Raw genomic sequence first — 21,197 nt, 5'->3', positions numbered from 1 at the left:
GAAATTTCCCAAAGGAATGTAACATTATAAATAATTCACGACAAATTACTAAGACTGATATGTTCTCGCTATTATATTGTAGAAACAGCTTTTCTTTATCTAGCTATAATCATAAACCATAGCCGATTTTTCACGGATAGCAGAATGAATGATAAAAGAAATAATCCGATTGAGAATAGCCCTACTTTTACTTTCCAAAATGATATTGCAGCTCTAAGCAAAGCATTTTCTATTCCTAAAATTGACTATATCGACATATCTAGACAAGAACATATGAATGAAGTGATCCGCCGTTGGCCCCTTTTGGCGGAGCTGATGCAATTTGCAGGGAGCGCTAAGTAATGGCAATTATTGCTTTGCAGGGAATGCGAGGAGGTGTGGGAACCACATCTATCACCGCTGCGTTAGCGTGGGGGTTGCAGCAACTGGGTGAATCCGTGTTAGTCATCGACGCCACCCCTGCGAATTTGCTGCGTATGCATTTCAATACGGATTTCGCCCACACGAACGGTTGGGCGCGTGCTGAATTTGATGGTACGGCTTGGCAAGATGCGGCGCTACGTTACACCGACCTGCTTGATTTTCTACCTTTCGGACAGATTAGCGCAGATGAGCATGCGCAATTCTTTACGGACATACACCGCTGGACGCACTGGGCGCAAAACATTCCAGCATTGCGTGCCAATGGCCGTTATAACTGGATTTTGCTAGATGTGCCAAACGGTATGCATCCGCTGACACAGCATTTCACTTCTCTTGCCGATGGCGTTATTAACGTTATTGTTCCTGATACCAACTGCCACACGCGCTTACATCAGCAGGCGCTGCCGCAGGGAACGTTCCTGCTTGCAAATCAACTACTTGCCACCAGTAAGCTGCAAGAAGATATTTATCAGCTGTGGCTGCAAAGTTTGCCTTCGCTGTTGCCTATGGTGATTCACCGCGACGAAGCGATGGCTGAGGCGAGCGCCGCCAAGCAACCGGTGGGCGAGTATTATCCGCACTCGCTGGCAACCGAAGAAATTATGACGTTGGCTAATTGGTGTTTGCTGCATTTTGATGCCGATGGCAACGTTGCTGATGGGTCGGCGTTATGAGGTGGATACTCGATCTGTTTCTAATGACGCCAGCGCGTCAGGCGTTGGCCGATCGCTATCGTCAATACCGCCAGTATAACGAGGCCTCCCCTTTAGGCGCGGCGCTGGGGTGTTTTTGGTTGTCCATGGCCTGGTTATTTCTAAAACTGGAATCCCCGCGCTGGCAGCAGATCCGTAGCCAGCAAACCACGCTTTTTCCCCATATTGATGCACAGCGCCCACGCCCGTTAGATATCGTTCGTTATGCCATTCAGTCCCTGTGGTTGATCGTGTTCTCCGCGCATCGCTCGGTAAAAAATTATGGCTTAGGTGAGCGTTTTAAAGGTTTGCACAATCGCTATCATGGCTGGCTGAAAAGTCTGCCTGATAAAGTACAGGAACACGGTGCGGAAGAGTCTGAAGAGGCCTTTAACCGTTTAGGGCAGGGCGTTCGGCGTATTATTTTAGGCGTGATGTGCGTTTTCTCTACCATCCTCGCGCTGTTATGTATCTCCCAGCCGTTTGATTTAAGTTCCCAGTTTGTTTTCGTACTGCTGCTGTGGGGTATTGCCATGGTGGTGCGGCGTATTCCAGGGCGCTTCTCCTCTCTGATGATGATCGTGCTGTCGTTAACGGTTTCTTGTCGTTATATCTGGTGGCGCTATACCTCAACGCTAAACTGGGACGATCCGGTCAGTTTAATCTGTGGGTTGCTGCTGCTTGCCGCAGAAACCTATGCGTGGGTAGTGTTGGTTCTGGGGTATTTCCAAACCATTTGGCCGCTTAATCGCCAGCCAGCACCGATGCCGGAAGACGTTAAGTCGTGGCCAACTATCGATATCATGGTGCCAACCTACAACGAAGATATGAGCGTAGTTAAACCAACGATCTACGCGGCGTTGGGCATTGACTGGCCGAAAGAAAAACTGAATATCTGGTTGTTGGATGACGGTGGCCGCGAAGAGTTTCGTGAATTTGCGGAGACGGTAGGGGTTAAATATATTGCTCGTACAACGCATGAACATGCAAAAGCGGGGAATATCAATAACGCCCTGAAGCAGGCGACCGGCGAATTTGTAGCGATTTTTGACTGTGACCACGTGCCAACGCGTTCATTCCTACAGTTAACGCTGGGCTGGTTCTTTAAAGACAAAAAGCTCGGCATGATGCAGACGCCGCACCACTTTTTCTCCCCCGATCCTTTTGAACGTAACCTTGGTCGTTTCCGCCGCACGCCGAATGAAGGCACTTTGTTCTATGGTTTGCTGCAAGACGGCAACGATATGTGGGATGCGACCTTCTTCTGCGGTTCTTGTGCCGTATTGCGACGTACTGCGCTGGACGAAGTGGGCGGGATCGCCGTTGAAACCGTGACGGAAGATGCGCATACCTCTTTGCGTTTACACCGCCGTGGATGGACGTCGGCCTATATTCGAATTCCACAGGCGGCGGGTTTAGCCACGGAGAGTTTGTCGGCGCATATTGGTCAGCGTATTCGCTGGGCGCGCGGCATGGTGCAGATTTTCCGTTTGGATAACCCGCTGTTTGGCAAAGGCTTGAAGCTGGCGCAGCGTATTTGTTATGCCAACGCCATGCTGCATTTCTTATCGGGTATCCCGCGGCTTATTTTCTTAACCGCGCCGTTGGCGTTCTTGCTGATGCACGCCTACATCATTTTTGCTCCGGCGCTGGCTATCGCTTTGTATGTTATCCCACACATTGTGCATTCCAGCCTCACCAACTCAAAAATCCAAGGCAAATACCGCCATTCGTTTTGGAGTGAAATCTACGAAACGGTGCTGGCGTGGTACATCGCACGTCCTACTACGGTGGCGTTATTTAATCCGCATAAAGGGAAATTTAACGTGACTGCCAAAGGTGGCTTGGTTGAGCATCAGCACGTCGACTGGGTAATTACCCGTCCGTATCTGATTTTGGTTCTGCTGAACTTTGCCGGGCTGATTCTGGGAATTTGGCGCATGTCATTCGGGCCAGAAGATGAGATCTGGACGGTGGCGATGAGTATGGTGTGGGTGTTCTACAACATGGTCATTTTAGGCGGTGCCGTGGCGGTATCGGTTGAAACTAAGCAGGTTCGTCAGTCTCACCGTGTCGAAATTGCGATGCCTGCGGCAATTGCGCGAAAAGACGGCCATATTTTCCCTTGTACGCTGCGTGACTATTCTGATGGCGGCGTGGGAATTGAGCTACGCTCAGGCAATGTGTTGCAGGATGGTGAGAACATCACGCTGATGCTAAAGCGTGGACAGCAGGAATATTCCTTCCCAGCTAAGGTTACGCGAGTCTTCGGACAAAAAGCCGGTTTGCGTATGGATAACATGAGCGTAGCCCAGCACATTGAGTTTATTCAGTGTACGTTTGCCCGCGCAGATACTTGGGCGCTGTGGCAAGACAGTTTTGCAGAAGACAAACCGGTAGAGAGTTTGGTGGATATTTTGAAACTCGGTTTCCGTGGATACCAAAGCCTTGCCGACTACGCACCGCCGATTTTACGTAGTGTGTTTGTTGGATTTACCACTCTGGTTGCGTGGACGGTTTCGTTTATTCCACGCGGGGTGAGCAGAGCTTAAGTAGGCAGGAAAAATAATAAGCGTTTCGGGACTTTTCTTTATTCATCGATTTCAAGGCGCAGCGGAGACTCTGTGCGATGAGATACGAAGAGTAAAGTGGTGAATCAGACATTGGCTCAACATGATGATAATGCGATGAATAAAAAAATATTTTGGCTAACTGCTGTGGCATTGGGTATTAGCACTTTGGTGCATGCTGAGCCGGTGTCTCCTGTAACCGAACCAGAGAATGTGGCGACAACAAATGCCGCTACGACCGCATTGACCGATCCCGCCGCGCCAGCACCTCAGGTCGTTGGGATCCCGACGCGTGACGTTAACTTAACCTTCGCTAAGATTGCACCGGCACCGGGCAGTATGCATTTGCGCGGCGTTGATCCTACCGGACAGTTTGAGTTTGGCGTGCGTAGCGATGAAGTGGTATCGAATGCGATGCTGAACTTAGAGTTTACGCCGTCGCCCGCGCTATTCCCCGTGGAGTCTCAGGTAAAAGTTTTTCTTAACGATGAACTCATGGGCGTGTTGCCGATTGCGAAAGAGCAGTTGGGTAAGAAAAACAGCGCACAGGTACCGATTGATTCTCGCTACATCAGCGATTTTAACCGCGTTCGTCTGGAGTTTGTTGGTCACTATCGTGCCGTTTGTGAGAATCCAGCGAGTACCGCACTCTGGCTAGACGTGGGCAAAAACAGCTCCATCAGCCTGACCTACCAAGGGTTGCCGCTGAAAAATGATTTGTCGCATTTCCCTGAGCCTTTCTTTGATGCTCGCGATTATAGTGCGCTAACGCTGCCTATCGTCTTTGCCGGTCAGCCTAACTTGTCAGAACAACGCGCTGCGGGCGTGCTGGCATCTTGGTTTGGTAGCAAAGCGCAATGGCGTGGGCAAAACTTCCCTGTTCTGTTTAACCAACTGCCGGAAAAACACGGCGTAGTATTTGCGACCAACGATAAGCGCCCTGATTTCCTGCGCGATTATCCGGCTGTGAATGGGCCTGTGGTTGAGATGATCAGTCGCCCAGATAACCCGTATGTGAAATTGCTGCTGGTGTTGGGTCGTGATGATAAAGACCTGATGACGGCGGTGCGCGGTATTGCGCAGGGCAACATTCTGTTCCGTGGTGACAGCGTTGAGGTCGAAGGCGTTAAAACGCTGGCACCTCGCGTGCCATACGATGCGCCAAACTGGGTACGTACCGACCGCCCAATGACGTTCTCCGAGCTACAGACCTATGCAGAGCAGTTGCAATCGACAGGTTTAGAGCCGTCGCCGATTAGCGTGACGCTAAACCTGCCGCCAGACCTGTTCTTGATCCGCAGTACCGGCATTGATATGCGTATGAAGTACCGTTATACGTCGCCTGCGAGCGAAGACGGTTCCCGCATGCGGATCAGCCTAAACAATCAGTTTATCCAATCGTTCAATTTGGTGCCTGAGCACGATAAAGGTGCATTGTTGATGCGCTTGCCGCTGTTCCAAGGATTGATTGATAAAAATACTGATGTGGCTATTCCGGCCTTGAAACTGGGTGCCAGTAACCAGCTGCGCTTTGATTTTGACTACGCGAATCCCATTTCCGGCGGGTCAGTGGATAACTGTGTGACCTCACAGCCAGTCCCTAACACGGTGGCGATTGATGGCACTTCAACCATCGACTTCTCAGGCTATCGTCATTTTATGGCGATGCCGGATTTACGTTCGTTCGCCAACGCCGGGTTCCCGTTCAGTCGCTTAGCCGATTTGTCAGAAACTGAAGTGGTTGTGGGTAAACAATCTACGCCGGCTCAAGTCACGGCCATGCTAAACGCATTGGGCAGCATTGGTGCTCAAACCGGTTTCCCTGCGCTGAATGTATCGCTGACCGATGATTGGGCACAGGTAAAAGATAAAGATACCGATGTGCTGTTAATTGGCTCAATTCCTGATGCACTCAAACAGGATGACAAAATCGATCTGCTGGTGGATGCAACGGAAAGCTGGATCAAAATGCCGATGCGTCGACCAAATCTCGACACCATCATGCCAGAAGCTTCCGCAATGAAGCCTGACTCGCAGACCACCATTCGCTCTGAAGGTGCCATGGCCGCGGTGATTGGTTTCCAGTCTCCGTATCACGATCAGCGTAGCATTGTTGCTTTGCTGGCAGACAGCCCACGTGGCTATAGCCTGCTTAATGACGCGATGATCGACAGCGGTAAGAAAGCCTCAATGTCAGGTTCTGTTGTAGTCATCCGTGAGTCTGGTGTGAACAGCCTGCGCGTGGGCGATGTTTACTACGTGGGTCATCTGCCGTGGTGGGAACGTCTGTGGCATGTATTCTCGACGCATCCGATTCTGGTTGCCGTGTTATCAGCGGTGAGCGTCGTACTGTTGGCCATCGTGCTATGGCGTCTGCTACGGATTTTACGCCGTCGTCGTTTATCTCCTGATGAGCGTGATTAATGATGTTTAGGTTTTTCACTCAGTCCCCCTGCGTAGGGGGACGACATGAGCCGAGATTCAGCGCGGTTGCGCTGTGTCTGCTCCTGCTGAGTTTTTGCACTCAGGCTGCTGCTAGTTGTGATTGGCCAGAGTGGCAGCAGTTCAAACAGCACTATATTAGTGAACAAGGGCGGGTGATCGACACCAGCAGCCCGAAAAAAATTACGACCTCTGAAGGCCAAAGCTATGGCCTGTTCTTCGCTCTGGTCGCCAATGACCGACCTACGTTTGAAAATATTCTGCAATGGACGCAGAACAATTTAGCGCAGGGCGATCTGAGCGCTCGCTTACCCGCTTGGCTATGGGGTATGAAAGAGAAAGATAAAAACGGCAAGCAGGAATGGGGCGTTCTCGATACCAATTCGGCTTCGGATTCCGATCTGTGGATTGCCTATTCGCTGATGGAAGCGGGCCGTTTATGGAAAGTGCGCAGCTATCAATCTCTAGGCGTTTTGCTGCTTCAGCGCATCGCGCGTGAGGAAGTGGCTGAGTTGCCAGGGTTTGGTGAAATGTTGTTGCCAGGGCGCGTCGGTTTTGCGCATTCGCCGGTATGGACCGTTAACCCAAGCTATTTACCGCCGCAGCTGATGGCTCGCATGGCCGGTTTCCATGGCCCTTGGGCTGCGCTGCATAAAAATAATCAGCGTCTGTTGTTGGAGAGTTCACCGAAAGGATTTGTGCCAGACTGGATAGACTGGCGCAAAGACAAAGGCTGGGAACCCACGCCGGATAAGCCTAACGTCAGCGGTTATGACGCGATCCGTGTTTATCTGTGGGCGGGCATGATGGCTGATAACGATCCTAACAAAGCCGCGTTGATTAAGCAGTGGCAGCCGATGGCGGCGATGACCGCCGAGCTTGGATATCCACCAGAAAAAGTCGATGTTGCGACGGGCAAAGCGTCAGGATATGGCAATTCAGGTTTTTCAGCGGCGTTGCTGCCGTTCCTTGCCGGTTCTGATGCGCAAGCGGTTCAGCGCCAACGGGTACAAGATAATCCGCTGGGCGATGATGCTTATTACAGCTACGTATTAACGCTCTTTGGTCAAGGATGGGACCAACAACGTTTTCGTTTTAATTTAAAAGGTGAGCTTTTACCTCACTGGGACAGCAGCACATGCGCAAGTACCGCAACCTCTCATTAAGCGGGTTGAGTCTCTCGATCGGTTTATCTCTCGCCTCTCTGTCTGGTGCAGGCGTTGCCGCAGATGCAGCGGTTTCGCCTGAGCAGTGGCTGCTCGAGCAAATTCGCGTGGGCGAAGCCAGTCATCGCGATGACCTGGTCACGCAATCGCTGTATCGCTTAGAGCTGATGGATCCTAACAATCCCGACGTGATGGCGGCGCGTATGCGCTTGGCGTTGCGTCAAGGCGATCAGCAGGTTGCGCAACAGCAGCTAGATAAATTGAAAGCGCAGGCGCCGAATTCAGAGGCCTATAAGCAGGCAAAACTGAATATGGCGCTGACCACGCCGGAAGGCCGTCAACAGCTACAGCAGGCGCGTCTATTAGCGACCGCAGGCCATGTTCCTGAGGCGGTGGCCGCTTATGATAAATTGTTTGAAGGTACGCCGCCGACCGTTGATTTAGCGGTGGAGTATCTGCGCGTCGTTGCTCGTCAGCCGGGTCAAGAAAACAACGTCATTGCCAAATTGGAAGCGTTGAGCCAAACCAATCCGGGTAATGGTGAGTTGCGCCGGGCGCTGGCGGGTATGCTTTTGGATACCAACCAAACGCAGAAAGCTTATGCGGTGCTGGAGAAAATGGCGGCGGATAGCAACACGCGCGGAGATGCCGCGGATCTGTGGATGGCTGAGATTAACCGTATTCCAGTCGGTGAACAAAGCGTTGCGGCCTTGCAGCGTTATCTGGTTATTTTCGCGCAAGATCCTTCCACCGTTGAAGCGCGCAAGAAGTTAGACGACCAGCAAAAATTACTCTCCGATCCCGCTTTTGTTGCCCGTTCACGCGGCTTGGCGATGGTTGACTCCGGAAAAGGCGGGGTGGCGATCCCTGAGTTGCAGAAGGCATTGGCATCAAGCCCAAATGATTCCGACGTGCTAGGCGCACTGGGTCAGGCCTATGCGCGACAGGATAACCGTGCAAAAGCGTTAGAGTATTTCCAACGTGCATTAAAAGCCGATCCGACCGGATATGACCGCGATAAGTGGGTCAGCTTAATTAAAAGTAATCAGTATTGGTTGGCAATCCAGTCTGGCGACAAAGCGCTGAAGGCCAATCAGTTGGATATTGCGCAGCAAAAATATCAGCAGGCGCGTGGGATCGATAATACGGATAGCTATGCCGTACTGGGTTTAGCTGATGTTGCGGTTGCACGTAAAGATGATGCGGGCGCAGAACGATTGTATCAGCAGGCACTGCGCCTCGACTCAACCAATAGCAGCGCGGTGCGTGGGTTAGTGAACATTTACCAACGCCAGTCACCCGAGAAGGCCATGGCCTATCTGGATCAGTTGCCGCGTAGCCAGCGTAAGACGATGCAGAGTGCTATAAACAGCATTCAAAGTGACGTATTGCAACAGCAGGCGCAGGCTCTTGAACAGCAGCAACAGTGGGCAGGTGCGGCAGCTAAGTTACAACAGGCGCTGACACTTTCACCCAATGACGTATGGCTGACATACCGCCTTGCTAAAGACCTGCATGCGGCCGGGCGTACCGATGAAGCCGACCGCGCTTTCAATGCTTTAGCGCAGCAGCTTCCGGGTGATCCTCAACAGGTTTATGCGCACGCGCTTTATCTTTCTGGTACCGATCGCGATCGGGCGGCATTAGCGCAGATTGATGGATTACCGCAGGCGAAGTGGGATGCCAATATCCGTGAGCTTTCTGACCGTTTGCACTTCAGCGAAACGCTTAAAAAAGCCCAAGACCTGCGTGATGCGGGGCATGAAGACGAAGCGATTGCTTACCTACGTCAACAGCCAGCCAATACACGCGTTGATTTAACGCTCGCCGATTGGGCATTAGAGCGCGAAGATTATGACGCGGCGCTGGCGGGTTATCGCGATGTGCTAAAACGCGAGCCTGATAATGACTCCGCTCATCTAGGCGAAATTGAAGCCTTCGTTGCGCAAGGTGAGCTTGAACAAGCCCGCACTCAGTTACAGGCATTGCAGCAGGTTAAACCGACCGAAGCGCCAAGCATGAATACCGAACGCCGCGTGGCGGGAGCTTGGGCATCCGTGGGAGATATGGCGAAAGCGCAGGCGATCTTTGATCGTATTACTCCGCAGGCGGCCAAAGAACCAGGGCAGGACGGTGCGCTGGTGATGCGCGACGCGGCCCGCTTTGAACAAAAGCAAGGGAACCCTGATAAAGCGCTCGATTATTACCGTGATGCGATGGTGACCTCTGGCATTGCGCCAACCAAACCGCAGGATAACGATACTTTCACTCGTCTAACGCGTAACGATGAAAAAGATGATTGGCTTAAGCGTGGTGTGCGTTCCGATGCGGCTGATTTGTATCGACAGCAGGATGTGAATGTCACGCTGGATCATGACTATGCGAGTTCTAGCGGTACCGGTGGCTACTCCGATTTAACGGCTAATACCACCATGCTGCAGATGGATGCACCGCTCTACGATGGGCGGATGTTCCTGCGTACCGATGTGGTAAATATGCAGGAGGGTTCCTTTAAAGGTGGGGCTTACAAAGAGAAATTTGGTACCTGTTACGTTAACGGCTGTAAGCCCGGTAATAGCCAAAACTCAACGGGTGCGAGTCTCTCCGCTGGCTGGAAAAATGACCATTGGGAAGGGGATTTCGGTACCACCCCAATGGGCTTCGACGTGGTGGACTGGGTCGGTGGGCTGAGTTATAGCAATGACTGGAACCATATTGGCTGGACGGTGAATGCTCATCGTCGCCCGATATCAAGTTCATTGTTGGCGTTCGGTGGTCAAAAAGACGATCAAACGGGCATTACATGGGGCGGTGTACGCCGTACCGGTTTGGGGATCAGCGGCAGCTACGATCGCGGCGAAGCGCATGGCGTTTGGGCTGATTTGAGCGCCGATCAACTGACAGGGAAAAACGTTGCTGACAACAGCAGCGTACGTTGGATGGCGGGGTACTATTACAAGCTGATCAACGAAAATAACCGCCGTGTGACCGTAGGCCTGAGTAATATGATTTGGCACTACGATAAGGATTTGAGCGGATATACGCTGGGGCAAGGTGGTTACTATAGCCCGCAGGAATACGTTTCCTTTGGTGTACCTGTGAACTATCGCCAACGTACCGAAAACTGGTCTTGGGAATTGGGTGGTTCGGTGTCTTGGTCGCATTCGAAAACCGACACCGTCGATCGCTACCCGATTAAAAGTTTGATCCCTACGCCGGACAAAGCGAACAACAAATACACTGATAAATATGATACGGATAGTGGCAGCAGCAGCAGCGGCGTAGGTTATACCCTACGAGCGATTATTGAACGCCGAGTCACTTCGAACTGGTTTATCGGTGCAGGCGTCGATATTCAGGAAGCGAAAGACTATACCCCGAGTCACGGTTTGATTTATGTCCGCTATTCGGCGGCTGGCTGGCAAGGTGATATGGATCTGCCACCACAGCCATTAACGCCATACGCTGATTTCAAGTAATCATTCTATATCGAATTTGATTAGGTCAAGCTTAAAAGGCCCGCATGTACTGTGCATGACGGGCCTTTTTGTTTTTTGTCGGCATTGAACTGAGTCCAATTTGGCGTTAAAAATGGTGCAAAATGCATCGACGTCACCCGATTATGCTTAAATGCGTGTAATTGTTTGTGAAAGAATTCGGCTTAAGGGTTAAAAACAGATGTGATCAAGTATACTCTGGCTGGGTCAATGGGGTGTTTAGCTAACAGTATCCCCCACGTATTGGATTCTTATTGTTTAAATTAGATGTTATCGGAGAGACAGTTTGCGAGTCAGTCGTTCCTTAACGATCAAACAAATGGCAATGGTGTCGGTTGTGGCGCTCATTACGATTTGTATTTTTGTCGTGATTCAGCTGTTCCATTTTGTGGACCAGCGTAAGGAGGACTACGTCCAGCAACTGGAGAATTTGGCCCATTCGGTACGTGAGCCGCTTTCTGAAGCCATGTTGAATATGGACGCGGTGAGAGCCCAAAAAATTCTCGATAGTTTAGTTCCGATCGGCATTCTGAGCCGTGCCGACGTGATGTTGCCCAATGAGCTTCAGGCGCTAAAAGGACGTTTTCCTCAAGAGCGAGCCGTACCTGAAGCGGTGATGAAGATTTTCGATCTGCCCGTTCAGGTTTCAATGCCGCTTTACGGCATTGAACGCAATATCGCGGCGCGGCAGCCGTCGTCTTACTTGGTTTTACAGGCCGATTCGTTCCGCATTTATCAGTTTATTTTGTCGACGCTGTCTACCATGGTATCGACCTATCTTTTGCTGGCCTTGATTCTTACCGTTGCCATCAGTTGGTGTATGAATCGGCTATTGGTCTACCCGTTGCGTGCGCTGGCGCAAGAGTTGCGCAGCATGCCGCTTGATACCCCTAATTTTCATCAGCTTACGCCACCTCCATCGCACGGAGATGATGAGCTGGGCTTATTGGTACGCAACTATAATCGTAATCAGCAGGCGTTAGAGAAAGCTCATCAGGTGATGAGCCGCATGTCTACGCGCAATCCTCTGACCAATTTGCCTAATATGACGCTGTTTGTTCCTTTACTGGAGCAGCATTTATTGGTTTGCCGCAAAGAGAATTCCGGCATTGTTGTGATTAATATCAGTACATTGCAAGAGGCGATGGGGGTATTGGACACCACACAGCGCGATGCGTTACTGGCGTCATTAGTGAGCCGGTTGAATGAGTGTGTGAGCGAAGCCGATATGCTGGCGCAGGTTAATCAGGATCGCTTTGTGGTACTGGTGCGTAACGTTGAAAGGCCGCATTCGCTGATGCTCTTGGCGAAAAACCTGATGGACTCCATTACGCGGCAGCTTGATCTGGAAACGTTGGCGCTACGGCCTACGGCTAGCATTGGGATATCGTTTTATCAGCCAAATGCTGAAGAGACGATGGATGCCAAAAAAGAGGCTGAACTTCTCTTGAGTCAGGCAAGTTCCGCTATGAATATGGCGATGCGTGAAGGCAAAAACCAAATCCTGTTCTTTGAACCGAGGCTGGCCCGCAAGGCTAAAGAGCGGTTAACCAAAGAAACTGAAATTATGAACGCGCTCACCCAAGGCGACTTCTCTCTTTATCTTCAACCGCAGATTGACTTGCGTACAGGGCGTTTGGCAGGTGCAGAAGCGCTGATCCGCTGGAATCGCAAAGACGGCGAACTGACTTTACCTTCTGAATTTATCCCGTTGGCGGAAGAAGTGGGTGGCATAGAAGCGCTGGATGAATGGGTGATTAGCGAGTCGATGAAAATACTGTCGGCTTGGCAAAAGCAGAATATCGGCGTACCGATTTCGCTAAACGTTTCAGGTATTCAGATTGCTAATCTCAGTTACGTTGAGCTGCTGGAAAAAATGTTGCGAGAGTACCAACTCGATCCGCACATGCTGCATCTTGAGGTAACGGAAACGGCTTATATCAGCAATATGGAGCAGGCCGCAGAGATGTTGGCGCGTTTGCGCAAAATCGGTATCAAGATTGCTTTAGATGATTTTGGTATGGGTTACGCTGGCTTGAACTACTTGCAGCATCTGCCGGTGGACATTATTAAGATCGATAAAAACTTTGTCGACCAGATCCCTGCCGATGACGCTTTGGTTCGTATTGTGGCGTCCATTGCCGATGTGCTGGCGTTAGACGTAGTAGCCGAGGGTGTTGAATCCCATATGCAATGTGAGTGGCTGCTTGAACACGGTATCTACTATGCGCAAGGCTACTGGTTCTCTCCTGCGTTACCGCAGGAAGAATTTGAGAGAAAGTATTTTCTTATTTAAAGATTACGCTTAGTAAACAACTGATTATGGCCAGTTCGCTGGCCATCCTTCCATAAAAATCCCTTCCCTTTGTAGTGATAACCCTTTTTTCGTTGCGGGTTTGATGCGTTTCAGCTCATAAAAATGATAAAATTTGGTTACTAATTACAACATTGCATTTCCATATTGTTACGCCGGTGTTATTTTGCGTCCAACGCAGTACAGAGTCATAAAGGATGGTTGTACCGAGTGTAACCCCGGCCTTTAGTGCGTTGTATCTGATGCGTGCGTACCCGATAAGGAAGTGTATAAATATGAAAAAAAAACTTTTTAAAAGCCTCTATTTCCAGGTGTTATTAGCTATTTCTCTGGGGATATTACTAGGCCATTTCTACCCTGACCTCGGCGCACAGATGAAACCTCTGGGCGACGGATTCGTTAAACTGATCAAAATGATTATTGCTCCAGTTATCTTCTGTACGGTGGTAACTGGGATTGCAGGTATGGAAAGCATGAAGGCCGTTGGCCGTACCGGCGCAATTGCTCTGCTTTATTTTGAAGTCGTGAGTACTATTGCCCTGATTATTGGCTTGGTGATCGTGAACATTGTCCAGCCGGGCGCGGGTATGAACGTCGATCCTGCCGCGTTGGATGCCAAAGCGGTGGCGGTCTATGCCGATCAGGCAGCGCAACAGGGCTTGGTTGCCTTCATCATGGATATTATTCCAGGCAGCGTCATTGGTGCCTTTGCGAGTGGGAATATCCTTCAGGTTCTGCTGTTTGCCGTGATGTTTGGTTTTGCGCTGCATCATTTGGGCGAGAAAGGACAGATGATGTTTAACTTCATCGACAGCTTCTCGAAGGTCATTTTCGGCATCATTAACATGATTATGAAACTGGCTCCAATCGGTGCATTCGGTGCGATGGCCTTTACCATTGGTAAATACGGCGTCGGAACGCTGGTGCAGTTGGGGCAGTTAATTATCTGCTTCTATATCACCTGCGTGCTGTTTGTGGTGTTTGTGTTGGGTTCCATCGCCAAGGCCACCGGATTCAGTATCTTCCGCTTCATTGCCTACATCAAAGAAGAGCTGCTGATTGTATTAGGGACTTCCTCCTCTGAATCTGCGCTGCCGCGCATGCTGGATAAGATGGAGAAAGTAGGCTGTAAGAAATCGGTCGTGGGGTTAGTAATACCCACCGGATACTCCTTTAACCTCGATGGCACTTCGATTTACCTGACCATGGCGGCGGTGTTTATTGCGCAGGCAACCAACTCACACATGGATATCTGGCATCAAATTACCTTGCTGGTGGTTCTATTGCTGTCATCGAAGGGGGCCGCAGGTGTAACCGGAAGTGGGTTCATCGTTCTGGCAGCGACCATTTCAGCGGTAGGGCATCTACCGGTAGCGGGTTTGGCGCTGATTCTTGGTATTGACCGCTTTATGTCAGAAGCGCGTGCGTTGACGAATCTGATTGGTAACGGCGTGGCGACAATTGTGGTTGCGAAGCGTGTTCGCCAGCTGGATGAAAAACAAATGAAAGCGGTTTTAGGTAAAAAAGACCGCAACGCAGCCCAAACACAGACCCTATAACCCTCCTATTCCTCGGTTTTTGTTACCGAACATGACGGATTGCCCCCATTCGCTTGATGCGAGCGGGGGCATCTTTATAATGTGCCCATTCATTTCTACAACAACTCATTCGTCATACTTTCGGTTTCAGATGCGCGAGCGATCCTAACTTGCGACCTTTCTGAGCCTTTTGTTGTTTGGTGTCGATGTTGTTTAGAACTTTTTTTCTCTCTGTCGGGTGACATAATCCCACTCTTGTGGTCTAAAAATCGATGCTTGACTCATCGCGTTGAGTTAGCCGTTTTTACAGGCCAGATGGGTTATCTTCCTCAGGGGAATTCGCACATTTTTGTCAGTATTTAGTAGGGGTTCACATGCAAGGCACCAAAATTCGGCTCATGGTTGGTGGATTGTTGTTGGCAGCGGCCAGCAGCTCTGTGCATTCTGAAGCACTACAGCCCGATCCCGCGTGGCAGGAAGGAAAACTGGATAATGGTTTTTCATGGCAGTTGTTAGCCACACCACAGCGCCCATCCGATCGGATTGAGTTGCGTATGATAGTGAGCACTGGCTCACTTGTAGAATCAAATCAGCAGGTGGGCTTTGCCCATCTGTTGCCGCGTTTAGCATTAACGCATAGCGATAACTTTACTGCGAGCCAGCTCCAATCGTTCTGGCAGCAGAGTATCGACCCTCAGCGCCCGTTACCTCCGGCGGTGAGCTCTTATGATTACACCGCATACAATTTAAGCTTGCCGAATAACCGCCCTGAGCTGCTGAAAGAAGCGTTGCAGTGGCTGGCGAATACCGCCGGCAAGCTGAATATTGATAGCAATACGGTGATTAGCGCCCTGCAATCTCCAGAAAATTTAGTGGCGACGCTGCCTTCTGACGCCAACGATCCGTTATGGCGTCTTCGTCTCAAAGGCTCAACGATGCTTGGGCATGAGCCTGGTCAGGGGCCAAATCGTCCGGTAGATACTCAACAGCTGAAGGCTTTTTATCAGCAGTGGTATACGCCAGACGCCATGACGCTTTACGTGGTTGGTAACGTTGATTCCCGCTCTCTGAGCGAGCAGATCAACAAGGCTTTTGCCGATTTGAAAGGCAAGCGTGAAACGCCAGCCACCTTACCAACGCTGGCTCCGCTGCCGACTACGCCAATTAACCTGATTGCCGAGAATGCGCAGCAGGATACGCTGTCGATCACGTGGGATGTGCCTTGGCAGCCAATCCGTGATTCTCAGGTTCTTCAACGTTACTGGAAAAGTGATTTTGCTCGCGAAGCGCTGTTCAGCCATTTACAGCAGGTGTTGGCAAACAGCGATCTGAAAGGGTCGGTCAATCTGATGTTTGATTGTCAGGTGCAATATCAGCGTTCTCAGTGCGCTATCCATCTGTCAACTACGCAGGCCAACCTGAATAAGGCTCTGAGCTTTATCGCTACGGAAATGTCTGCGGTGCATGATGACGGCGTTACGCAGCAGGAATTCGACACCATGATTGCGCAGAAGAAAGATCAGCTAACCAAGCTGTTTGCGACTTATGCGCGTACGGACACCGATGTTCTGATGAGCCAGCATTTGCGTTCGCAGCAAAGCGGTGTAGTGGATATTTCTCCTGAAACCTACCAAAAGCTGCGTCAGAGTTTCTTGGCAACGCTGTCTCTGGATGATTTGAATCAGGAGCTGCATAACCAGCTTTCTCGTGAACCCACCTTGATCTTGCGCCAGCCACGCGGTGAACCTGAGGAAAACGTGAAGGCGTTGCGTGACGTCTACAACAATACCATGGGGCTGAACATGGAAGATGCCTCGGCGGCCACTGATGCAGTGCCAGAAGATGTGTCATCTTCCGCTACTGCACCACAGGCGGACCCGGCGGCAAAAGAAGAGCCAACTTCAGCCCAATAGATTTCAGGAAGACTGTTAAAGGTATGATTTCCCATCCTTTTCCTTATAAAGGGGAAGGATGGGACATCGAAAGATTATTGGCGAGGCATTGCTTCCTGCGGGATGATAGCACCACGGTACTGGATGACGGTGCTAGCGGTTTGATGTCCGCGCTGTGCCGATGCGGTTGGTGTTCCACCAAGTAGGCGGACTGATAAATAACCGGCGCTGAATGAGTCACCTGCGGCAGTGGTATCAACCACTTTTTCTTTGGGGAGTTTAACCGCGGGTACATCTACGGTTTGCCCGTCGACTGAGACCATACAAGAATCAGCACCGCGCTTAATCACCACTTCGCTCACGCCTAGCGCGTGAGTGCGTGCAATGACCTCATCTGCAGGTTTTTGACCCCATAGCAGATCCTCATCATCCAGCGTTAAAAAGGCGATATCGGTGCAGGCAAGCATGGCGGTATAGGCTGCTTGTGTTTGTTCGATGTTCTGCCACAGACGTGGACGGTAGTTATTATCAAAAATAACTTTGCCCCCGTTGGCGCGACAGCGTTTTAATAAAGTGAGTAAGCGCTCACGACTATTGTCGTTGAGGATCGCGAGGCTAATTCCGCTGAGATAGAGATAATCAAACTGGGCTAATTGGTCACAAATCGCATCGGCGTTTTCGCCATCTAGCCAATAGCGCGCAGCAGCATCGTTGCGCCAGTAGTAAAAGGTACGCTCGCCGCTGGCATCAGTTTCAATAAAATAGAGGCCGGGAAGTTTGTTATCCAAGCGCTGGGTTAACTCTGTTTTTACCCCTTCACGCTGCCACGCATCCAACATTTCGTTGCTGAACGTATCGGTACCTAACGCGGTGACATAGTGCACGGCCAGTTCATTTTCAGGCACCTGACGTGAAAGATAAACCGAGGTATTCAGCGTGTCGCCACCAAAGCCACGGGAAAGATCCGCACCTTTTTGCGACAGTTCAATCATACATTCGCCGATAACGGCAATTTTTGCATTGGAATGGGAAGCAATGGTCATGAAGGAAAGCCTGTTTTATTGAGGTCGTAAAAACGCAGTTATCTTAGTTTCCCCGTTGGAAAACTCAGCGTCAATATAAATAAAACAGTGTTCTATTTTTATATGATGTGGATCTAAAAAAGGGGCATTCGTGGTTGAATGCCTCATCTCACGGTGAACCGATAGTTTTCGATCTTGCTATCTAGGCGCTACTTTTTCTTGCGCAGCTCGGTCACGCTTTTTCCGCCAATTCCCCAGTTATCGGTTTCGACTTCCTCAATGATAACCACGGTGGTGGCTGGGTTTTTCCCCATCGTATCGACCAGTAACTGTGTGACACCGGCAATCAGTGCTTCTTTTTGTTCGGTAGTGGCACCTTCACGAGTGATTTTGATATTAACGAAAGGCATTTTGATACTCCATTGGTGTAAAAAAATAGGCTAATAAATTCCCATAAAACGAATTAATAGCGTAGCTCATTTGCCAAGCTCCGCTATTTGGTTACCGCTGATTCGTTAGCCGTATTCAAGTCACTTGAATTATTTTGGCTATAAAGATTTAAGGATCCTTGCCGATAACTGATTTTGTTCATTGTCCGTCAGGGCAACGAAAGTGGTTCTCACATGATGTATGCGGATGGTGGATACATGAAAATTGGCAAGACAATCGAGGCGGGGTGGATTATGCCCACGTTGCCCACACTGGAGCCTACCCGCGAGCGAAATTTCTGGAGCCAGTGCCAGAGAAGCTATACCTTCCAGCCTATTTACTGTACCAGCGGTGTGCCGTTAGCGATTGAATTGCTGACAGCGGTTTACCACCCTGATAATCCTGATTGCCGCTTATCGCCTGAAGATTATTTCGAGCAAATCTCACAGGATCTGCGTGAAGATGTGGTGCTGGAACAGCTTAGACTGATTCAGCATTGGCATAGCTTTATTCAGCAGCGCGATTTGTTGGTATCTGTGAACGTTGATGGACAAACTCTGCAGTCTATTCAGCTATTGCCAGAAGCACGTAATCTGCTGGAAAGTATGCCCTATTTGCGCTTTGAAATGGTTGAACATGCGTATGCGGCGCTGACTATCCCCATTCAGTCGCTAGAAGATGTGCATCGTTTATGGCTTGATGATTTCGGCAGCGGGTTAGCAAATTTCTCTTCGCTGATGGAGTGCCGCTATGAGTTCGTCAAACTCGATCGTGCGCTGTTCTCGTTTTTACGTGAAAGCCATGAGGGTGTTAGGCTGTTTTATGCATTAGTGGCGCTGATGAGCCGTTATACCAAAGGTGTTATTGTCGAGGGTGTTGAAACCCCTCAGGAATGGATGTTAGTAAAACGTTCAGAGGCCTGTGCTGCGCAGGGTTTCTACCTCTCACGTCCGAATCGGTTCGACTCTCTGCATCAATTACCCACGTTCTTTCGCGAATAGTTTTTACGGGTAGCAAGCCTTCTGTTTTGCCCGTAAACGGGCATATCTTTAATATTTAACCTATGGTTATGTGTGGGAAACATCATCAATTAGATTAAATATTTAGGATATGCCATGACCAGAACAGGAAAAGCATTTAGCTGGTTAGCAGGGATCTTAGTGGTATTGATCGTTGGGATCGTTGTCTTTGTAATGACCTTTGATTGGAACCGCCTCAAGCCGACGATCAATAAGAAAGTCTCTACAGAACTTAATCGGCCGTTCGCTATTCGAGGCGATCTTGGCGTGGATTGGGCACGCCCGACCGATGAAACGGGCTGGCGTTCTTGGGTGCCTTGGCCGCATATTCACGCTGAAGATATTGTGCTCGGCAATCCACCGGAGATCCCCGCGGTCTCGATGGTTACGTTGGAACGGGTTGATGCCAGCCTCGCCCCGCTAGCGCTACTCGGCAAACAGGTTTATATCCCCCGCATTAAACTCAAACAGCCAGATGCTTCACTGCGTAGGCTCGCGAATGGTAAGAATAACTGGACGTTTGAACTCGCTAATTCATCAACGGACGATCAAGCCAAAGATCAAAAGTCTGCGTGGTCTTTTAAGATCGATGACATCGTGTTTGATCAGGGTGTGATCGCCTATGACGATGCGATCGCTCATGCAAAATTTAAAGCCACCGTCGATCCGTTGGGGAAACCGTTGCCGTTTAGGGAGGTGATGGGAAACAGCGGTGCGGCGAAAAAAGTCGCTGGTAAAAAAGCACCTGATTATGTTTTTGGCTGGAAAGTCGATGGAACATATAACGGCGAATCGCTCTCAGGTAGCGGCAAGATTGGCGGCATGCTGGCGCTGCGCGATCCTGATGGTTTATTTCCACTACAGGCCGATGTGCGTTCAGGCAAAACCCGAGTTGCGGTTGCCGGTACGCTCAGCGATCCACTGAATTTAGGTGCGCTGGATCTGCGATTACAGTTCTCCGGCCAGAGCTTAAGTCAGCTGCATAAACTGACTGGAATCGTGTTACCTGATACCCCGCCTTATTCCACCGATGGCCACTTAAGCGCCGAGCTTAAACGCGCTAAAGGCGCGATTTATCGCTATCAAAACTTCAACGGTAAAATTGGCGATAGTGATATTCACGGTAGCCTTAGCTATCAAGTGAGCAAGCCACGTCCTTCACTGAACGGCGAGCTGGTGTCTAACCAGCTCCGTTTTGCTGATTTAGCGCCGCTGATCGGTGCCGATTCCAATCAGGAAAAGGTGAACCGAGGCGATAAAGCCACACAGCCGTCTGACAAAGTTTTACCCGCGGATAAATTTGATACTAAGCAGTGGTCGACGATGGATGCCGACGTTAAATTTACCGCCAAACGGATTGAACACGGCGAATCTCTGCCGCTTAGCGATCTTTACACCCATTTGGTGCTCAACAATGGCACGTTGTTAATGGATCCGCTGCGTTTTGGCGTGGCTGGCGGTAATTTGAATTCGACAATTCGCTTGGAAGGACAACGCACGCCAATGCGCGGTATGGCGGATCTGCATGCGCGTGGTTTCCAGTTACAAAAGCTATTGCCTAACGTTGAGTCGATGCGCCGTAGCTTAGGACAGCTCAACGGCGATGCCAAAATCAGCGGTACGGGCAACTCGGTGGCTGACTTGCTGGCTACCAGCAACGGTGATGTACGTCTCCTAATCAACGATGGTGTGATAAGTCGCAACCTGATGGAAATTGCGGGCCTGAACGTGGGTAATTATCTGGTTGGTAAGCTGTTTGGTGATGATGAGGTGAAGATCAACTGCGCGGCAGCGGATATCGGCATTAAAAATGGTTTAGCCGCGACTCGCCTGTTTGTGTTCGACACCGAAAATGCGGTGATCAATATTTCGGGTAACGTCAATTTGGCTACCGAACGTATGGATTTGTCTGTCGATCCCGAAAGCAAAGGCATGCGGGTTCTGACCCTGCGTTCGCCATTGTATGTGAAGGGCACATTCAAGCATCCTGATGCGGGCGTTAAAGCTGGGCCGCTGATTGCGCGCGGCGTAGCTGCCGTGGCGCTTGGTGCTGTGGTTGCCCCCGCAGCAGCTTTGCTGGCGTTGATTTCCCCTAGTGATGTGGACTCTAACCAGTGCGGTGGCATGCTGAAAGGGATGAAAAAATAGCCAATCGCCTCGCCATTACTGGCGAGGCAGAGAATTTGTACTATG

13 protein-coding genes are annotated in these 21,197 nt (G+C 50.3%); 11 read left to right on the top strand and 2 right to left on the bottom strand.

Going from position 1 to position 21,197, the window contains the following annotated elements:
• Positions 1 to 144: 144 nt before the first annotated feature.
• The 9 genes from bcsR to U0008_RS20775 all read left to right on the top strand — a co-directional run bounded on the left by bcsR (position 145) and on the right by U0008_RS20775 (position 16,555).
• Positions 145 to 342 carry a cellulose biosynthesis protein BcsR gene (gene bcsR, locus U0008_RS20815; RefSeq protein ID WP_043489666.1) on the top strand — a complete coding sequence of 66 codons (198 nt, stop codon included), beginning with the start codon at positions 145 to 147 and terminating at the stop codon, positions 340 to 342.
• Entirely contained in the window at positions 342 to 1,097 is a 756-nt protein-coding gene (gene bcsQ, locus U0008_RS20810) for a cellulose biosynthesis protein BcsQ (protein WP_043489663.1), read from the top strand. The genes bcsR and bcsQ overlap by 1 nt, the downstream gene beginning before the upstream one ends.
• On the top strand, positions 1,094 to 3,667 hold the full coding sequence (bcsA, locus tag U0008_RS20805; protein ID WP_043489662.1) for a UDP-forming cellulose synthase catalytic subunit: 2,574 nt from the start codon (positions 1,094 to 1,096) through the stop codon (positions 3,665 to 3,667). Before bcsQ ends, bcsA begins: the two co-directional genes overlap by 4 nt.
• 135 nt (positions 3,668 to 3,802) lie before the next feature.
• Positions 3,803 to 6,109: a cellulose biosynthesis cyclic di-GMP-binding regulatory protein BcsB gene (bcsB, locus tag U0008_RS20800; RefSeq protein ID WP_043489712.1), complete on the top strand. Its 2,307-nt coding sequence runs from the start codon at positions 3,803 to 3,805 to the stop codon at positions 6,107 to 6,109.
• Positions 6,109 to 7,293 (top strand): cellulose synthase complex periplasmic endoglucanase BcsZ, encoded by a 1,185-nt coding sequence (gene bcsZ, locus U0008_RS20795; protein ID WP_080723884.1) that lies wholly within the window; start codon positions 6,109 to 6,111, stop codon positions 7,291 to 7,293. Before bcsB ends, bcsZ begins: the two co-directional genes overlap by 1 nt.
• A complete protein-coding gene (bcsC, locus tag U0008_RS20790; RefSeq protein WP_043489658.1) occupies positions 7,266 to 10,772 on the top strand; it encodes a cellulose synthase complex outer membrane protein BcsC in 3,507 nt (1,168 codons plus the stop codon). Before bcsZ ends, bcsC begins: the two co-directional genes overlap by 28 nt.
• Positions 10,773 to 11,076: 304 nt before the next feature.
• Entirely contained in the window at positions 11,077 to 13,086 is a 2,010-nt protein-coding gene (gene hmsP / locus U0008_RS20785; RefSeq protein ID WP_204354938.1) for a biofilm formation regulator HmsP, read from the top strand.
• A gap of 293 nt (positions 13,087 to 13,379) precedes the next feature.
• Entirely contained in the window at positions 13,380 to 14,663 is a 1,284-nt protein-coding gene (locus tag U0008_RS20780) for a dicarboxylate/amino acid:cation symporter (RefSeq protein ID WP_327058434.1), read from the top strand.
• Positions 14,664 to 15,016: 353 nt separating this feature from the next.
• Positions 15,017 to 16,555: a M16 family metallopeptidase gene (locus U0008_RS20775; RefSeq protein WP_043489644.1), complete on the top strand. Its 1,539-nt coding sequence runs from the start codon at positions 15,017 to 15,019 to the stop codon at positions 16,553 to 16,555.
• 74 nt (positions 16,556 to 16,629) lie between these two features.
• Here the strand turns inward: U0008_RS20775 and kdgK are convergent, their stop codons facing one another.
• A complete protein-coding gene (gene kdgK, locus U0008_RS20770; RefSeq protein ID WP_043489642.1) occupies positions 16,630 to 17,577 on the bottom strand; it encodes a 2-dehydro-3-deoxygluconokinase in 948 nt (315 codons plus the stop codon).
• Between the two features lie 188 nt (positions 17,578 to 17,765).
• Entirely contained in the window at positions 17,766 to 17,966 is a 201-nt protein-coding gene (locus U0008_RS20765; RefSeq protein ID WP_025799514.1) for a 2-hydroxymuconate tautomerase family protein, read from the bottom strand.
• A gap of 237 nt (positions 17,967 to 18,203) precedes the next feature.
• Here U0008_RS20765 and pdeH point away from each other — a divergent pair, with 237 nt between their 5' ends.
• Both pdeH and U0008_RS20755 read left to right on the top strand, forming a co-directional pair.
• Positions 18,204 to 18,986 (top strand): cyclic-guanylate-specific phosphodiesterase, encoded by a 783-nt coding sequence (gene pdeH / locus U0008_RS20760; RefSeq protein ID WP_043489708.1) that lies wholly within the window; start codon positions 18,204 to 18,206, stop codon positions 18,984 to 18,986.
• A gap of 114 nt (positions 18,987 to 19,100) precedes the next feature.
• Positions 19,101 to 21,152, top strand: a complete 2,052-nt coding sequence (locus tag U0008_RS20755; protein ID WP_043489639.1) for an AsmA family protein — start codon at positions 19,101 to 19,103, stop codon at positions 21,150 to 21,152.
• The last annotated feature ends 45 nt before the right edge of the window (positions 21,153 to 21,197 follow it).

The sequence above is a fragment of the Hafnia alvei genome (assembly GCF_034424155.1).
Classification (GTDB): domain Bacteria; phylum Pseudomonadota; class Gammaproteobacteria; order Enterobacterales; family Enterobacteriaceae; genus Hafnia; species Hafnia alvei.
Note: the sequence above shows the minus strand (reverse complement) of the source record. Positions and strands in the feature narration are given on the sequence as shown.

Excerpts from the sequence above, each read along its gene's own strand:
- kdgK (WP_043489642.1), bottom strand. The coding sequence starts at position 17,577 with ATGACCATTGCTTCCCATTCCAATGCAAAAATTGCCGTTATCGGCGAA.
- bcsA (WP_043489662.1), top strand. The coding sequence starts at position 1,094 with ATGAGGTGGATACTCGATCTGTTTCTAATGACGCCAGCGCGTCAGGCG.
- U0008_RS20775 (WP_043489644.1), top strand. The coding sequence starts at position 15,017 with ATGCAAGGCACCAAAATTCGGCTCATGGTTGGTGGATTGTTGTTGGCA.
- bcsR (WP_043489666.1), top strand. The coding sequence starts at position 145 with ATGAATGATAAAAGAAATAATCCGATTGAGAATAGCCCTACTTTTACT.
- U0008_RS20755 (WP_043489639.1), top strand. The coding sequence starts at position 19,101 with ATGACCAGAACAGGAAAAGCATTTAGCTGGTTAGCAGGGATCTTAGTG.
- U0008_RS20765 (WP_025799514.1), bottom strand. The coding sequence starts at position 17,966 with ATGCCTTTCGTTAATATCAAAATCACTCGTGAAGGTGCCACTACCGAA.
- bcsB (WP_043489712.1), top strand. The coding sequence starts at position 3,803 with ATGAATAAAAAAATATTTTGGCTAACTGCTGTGGCATTGGGTATTAGC.
- pdeH (WP_043489708.1), top strand. The coding sequence starts at position 18,204 with ATGAAAATTGGCAAGACAATCGAGGCGGGGTGGATTATGCCCACGTTG.
- bcsZ (WP_080723884.1), top strand. The coding sequence starts at position 6,109 with ATGATGTTTAGGTTTTTCACTCAGTCCCCCTGCGTAGGGGGACGACAT.
- U0008_RS20780 (WP_327058434.1), top strand. The coding sequence starts at position 13,380 with ATGAAAAAAAAACTTTTTAAAAGCCTCTATTTCCAGGTGTTATTAGCT.
- bcsQ (WP_043489663.1), top strand. The coding sequence starts at position 342 with ATGGCAATTATTGCTTTGCAGGGAATGCGAGGAGGTGTGGGAACCACA.
- bcsC (WP_043489658.1), top strand. The coding sequence starts at position 7,266 with ATGCGCAAGTACCGCAACCTCTCATTAAGCGGGTTGAGTCTCTCGATC.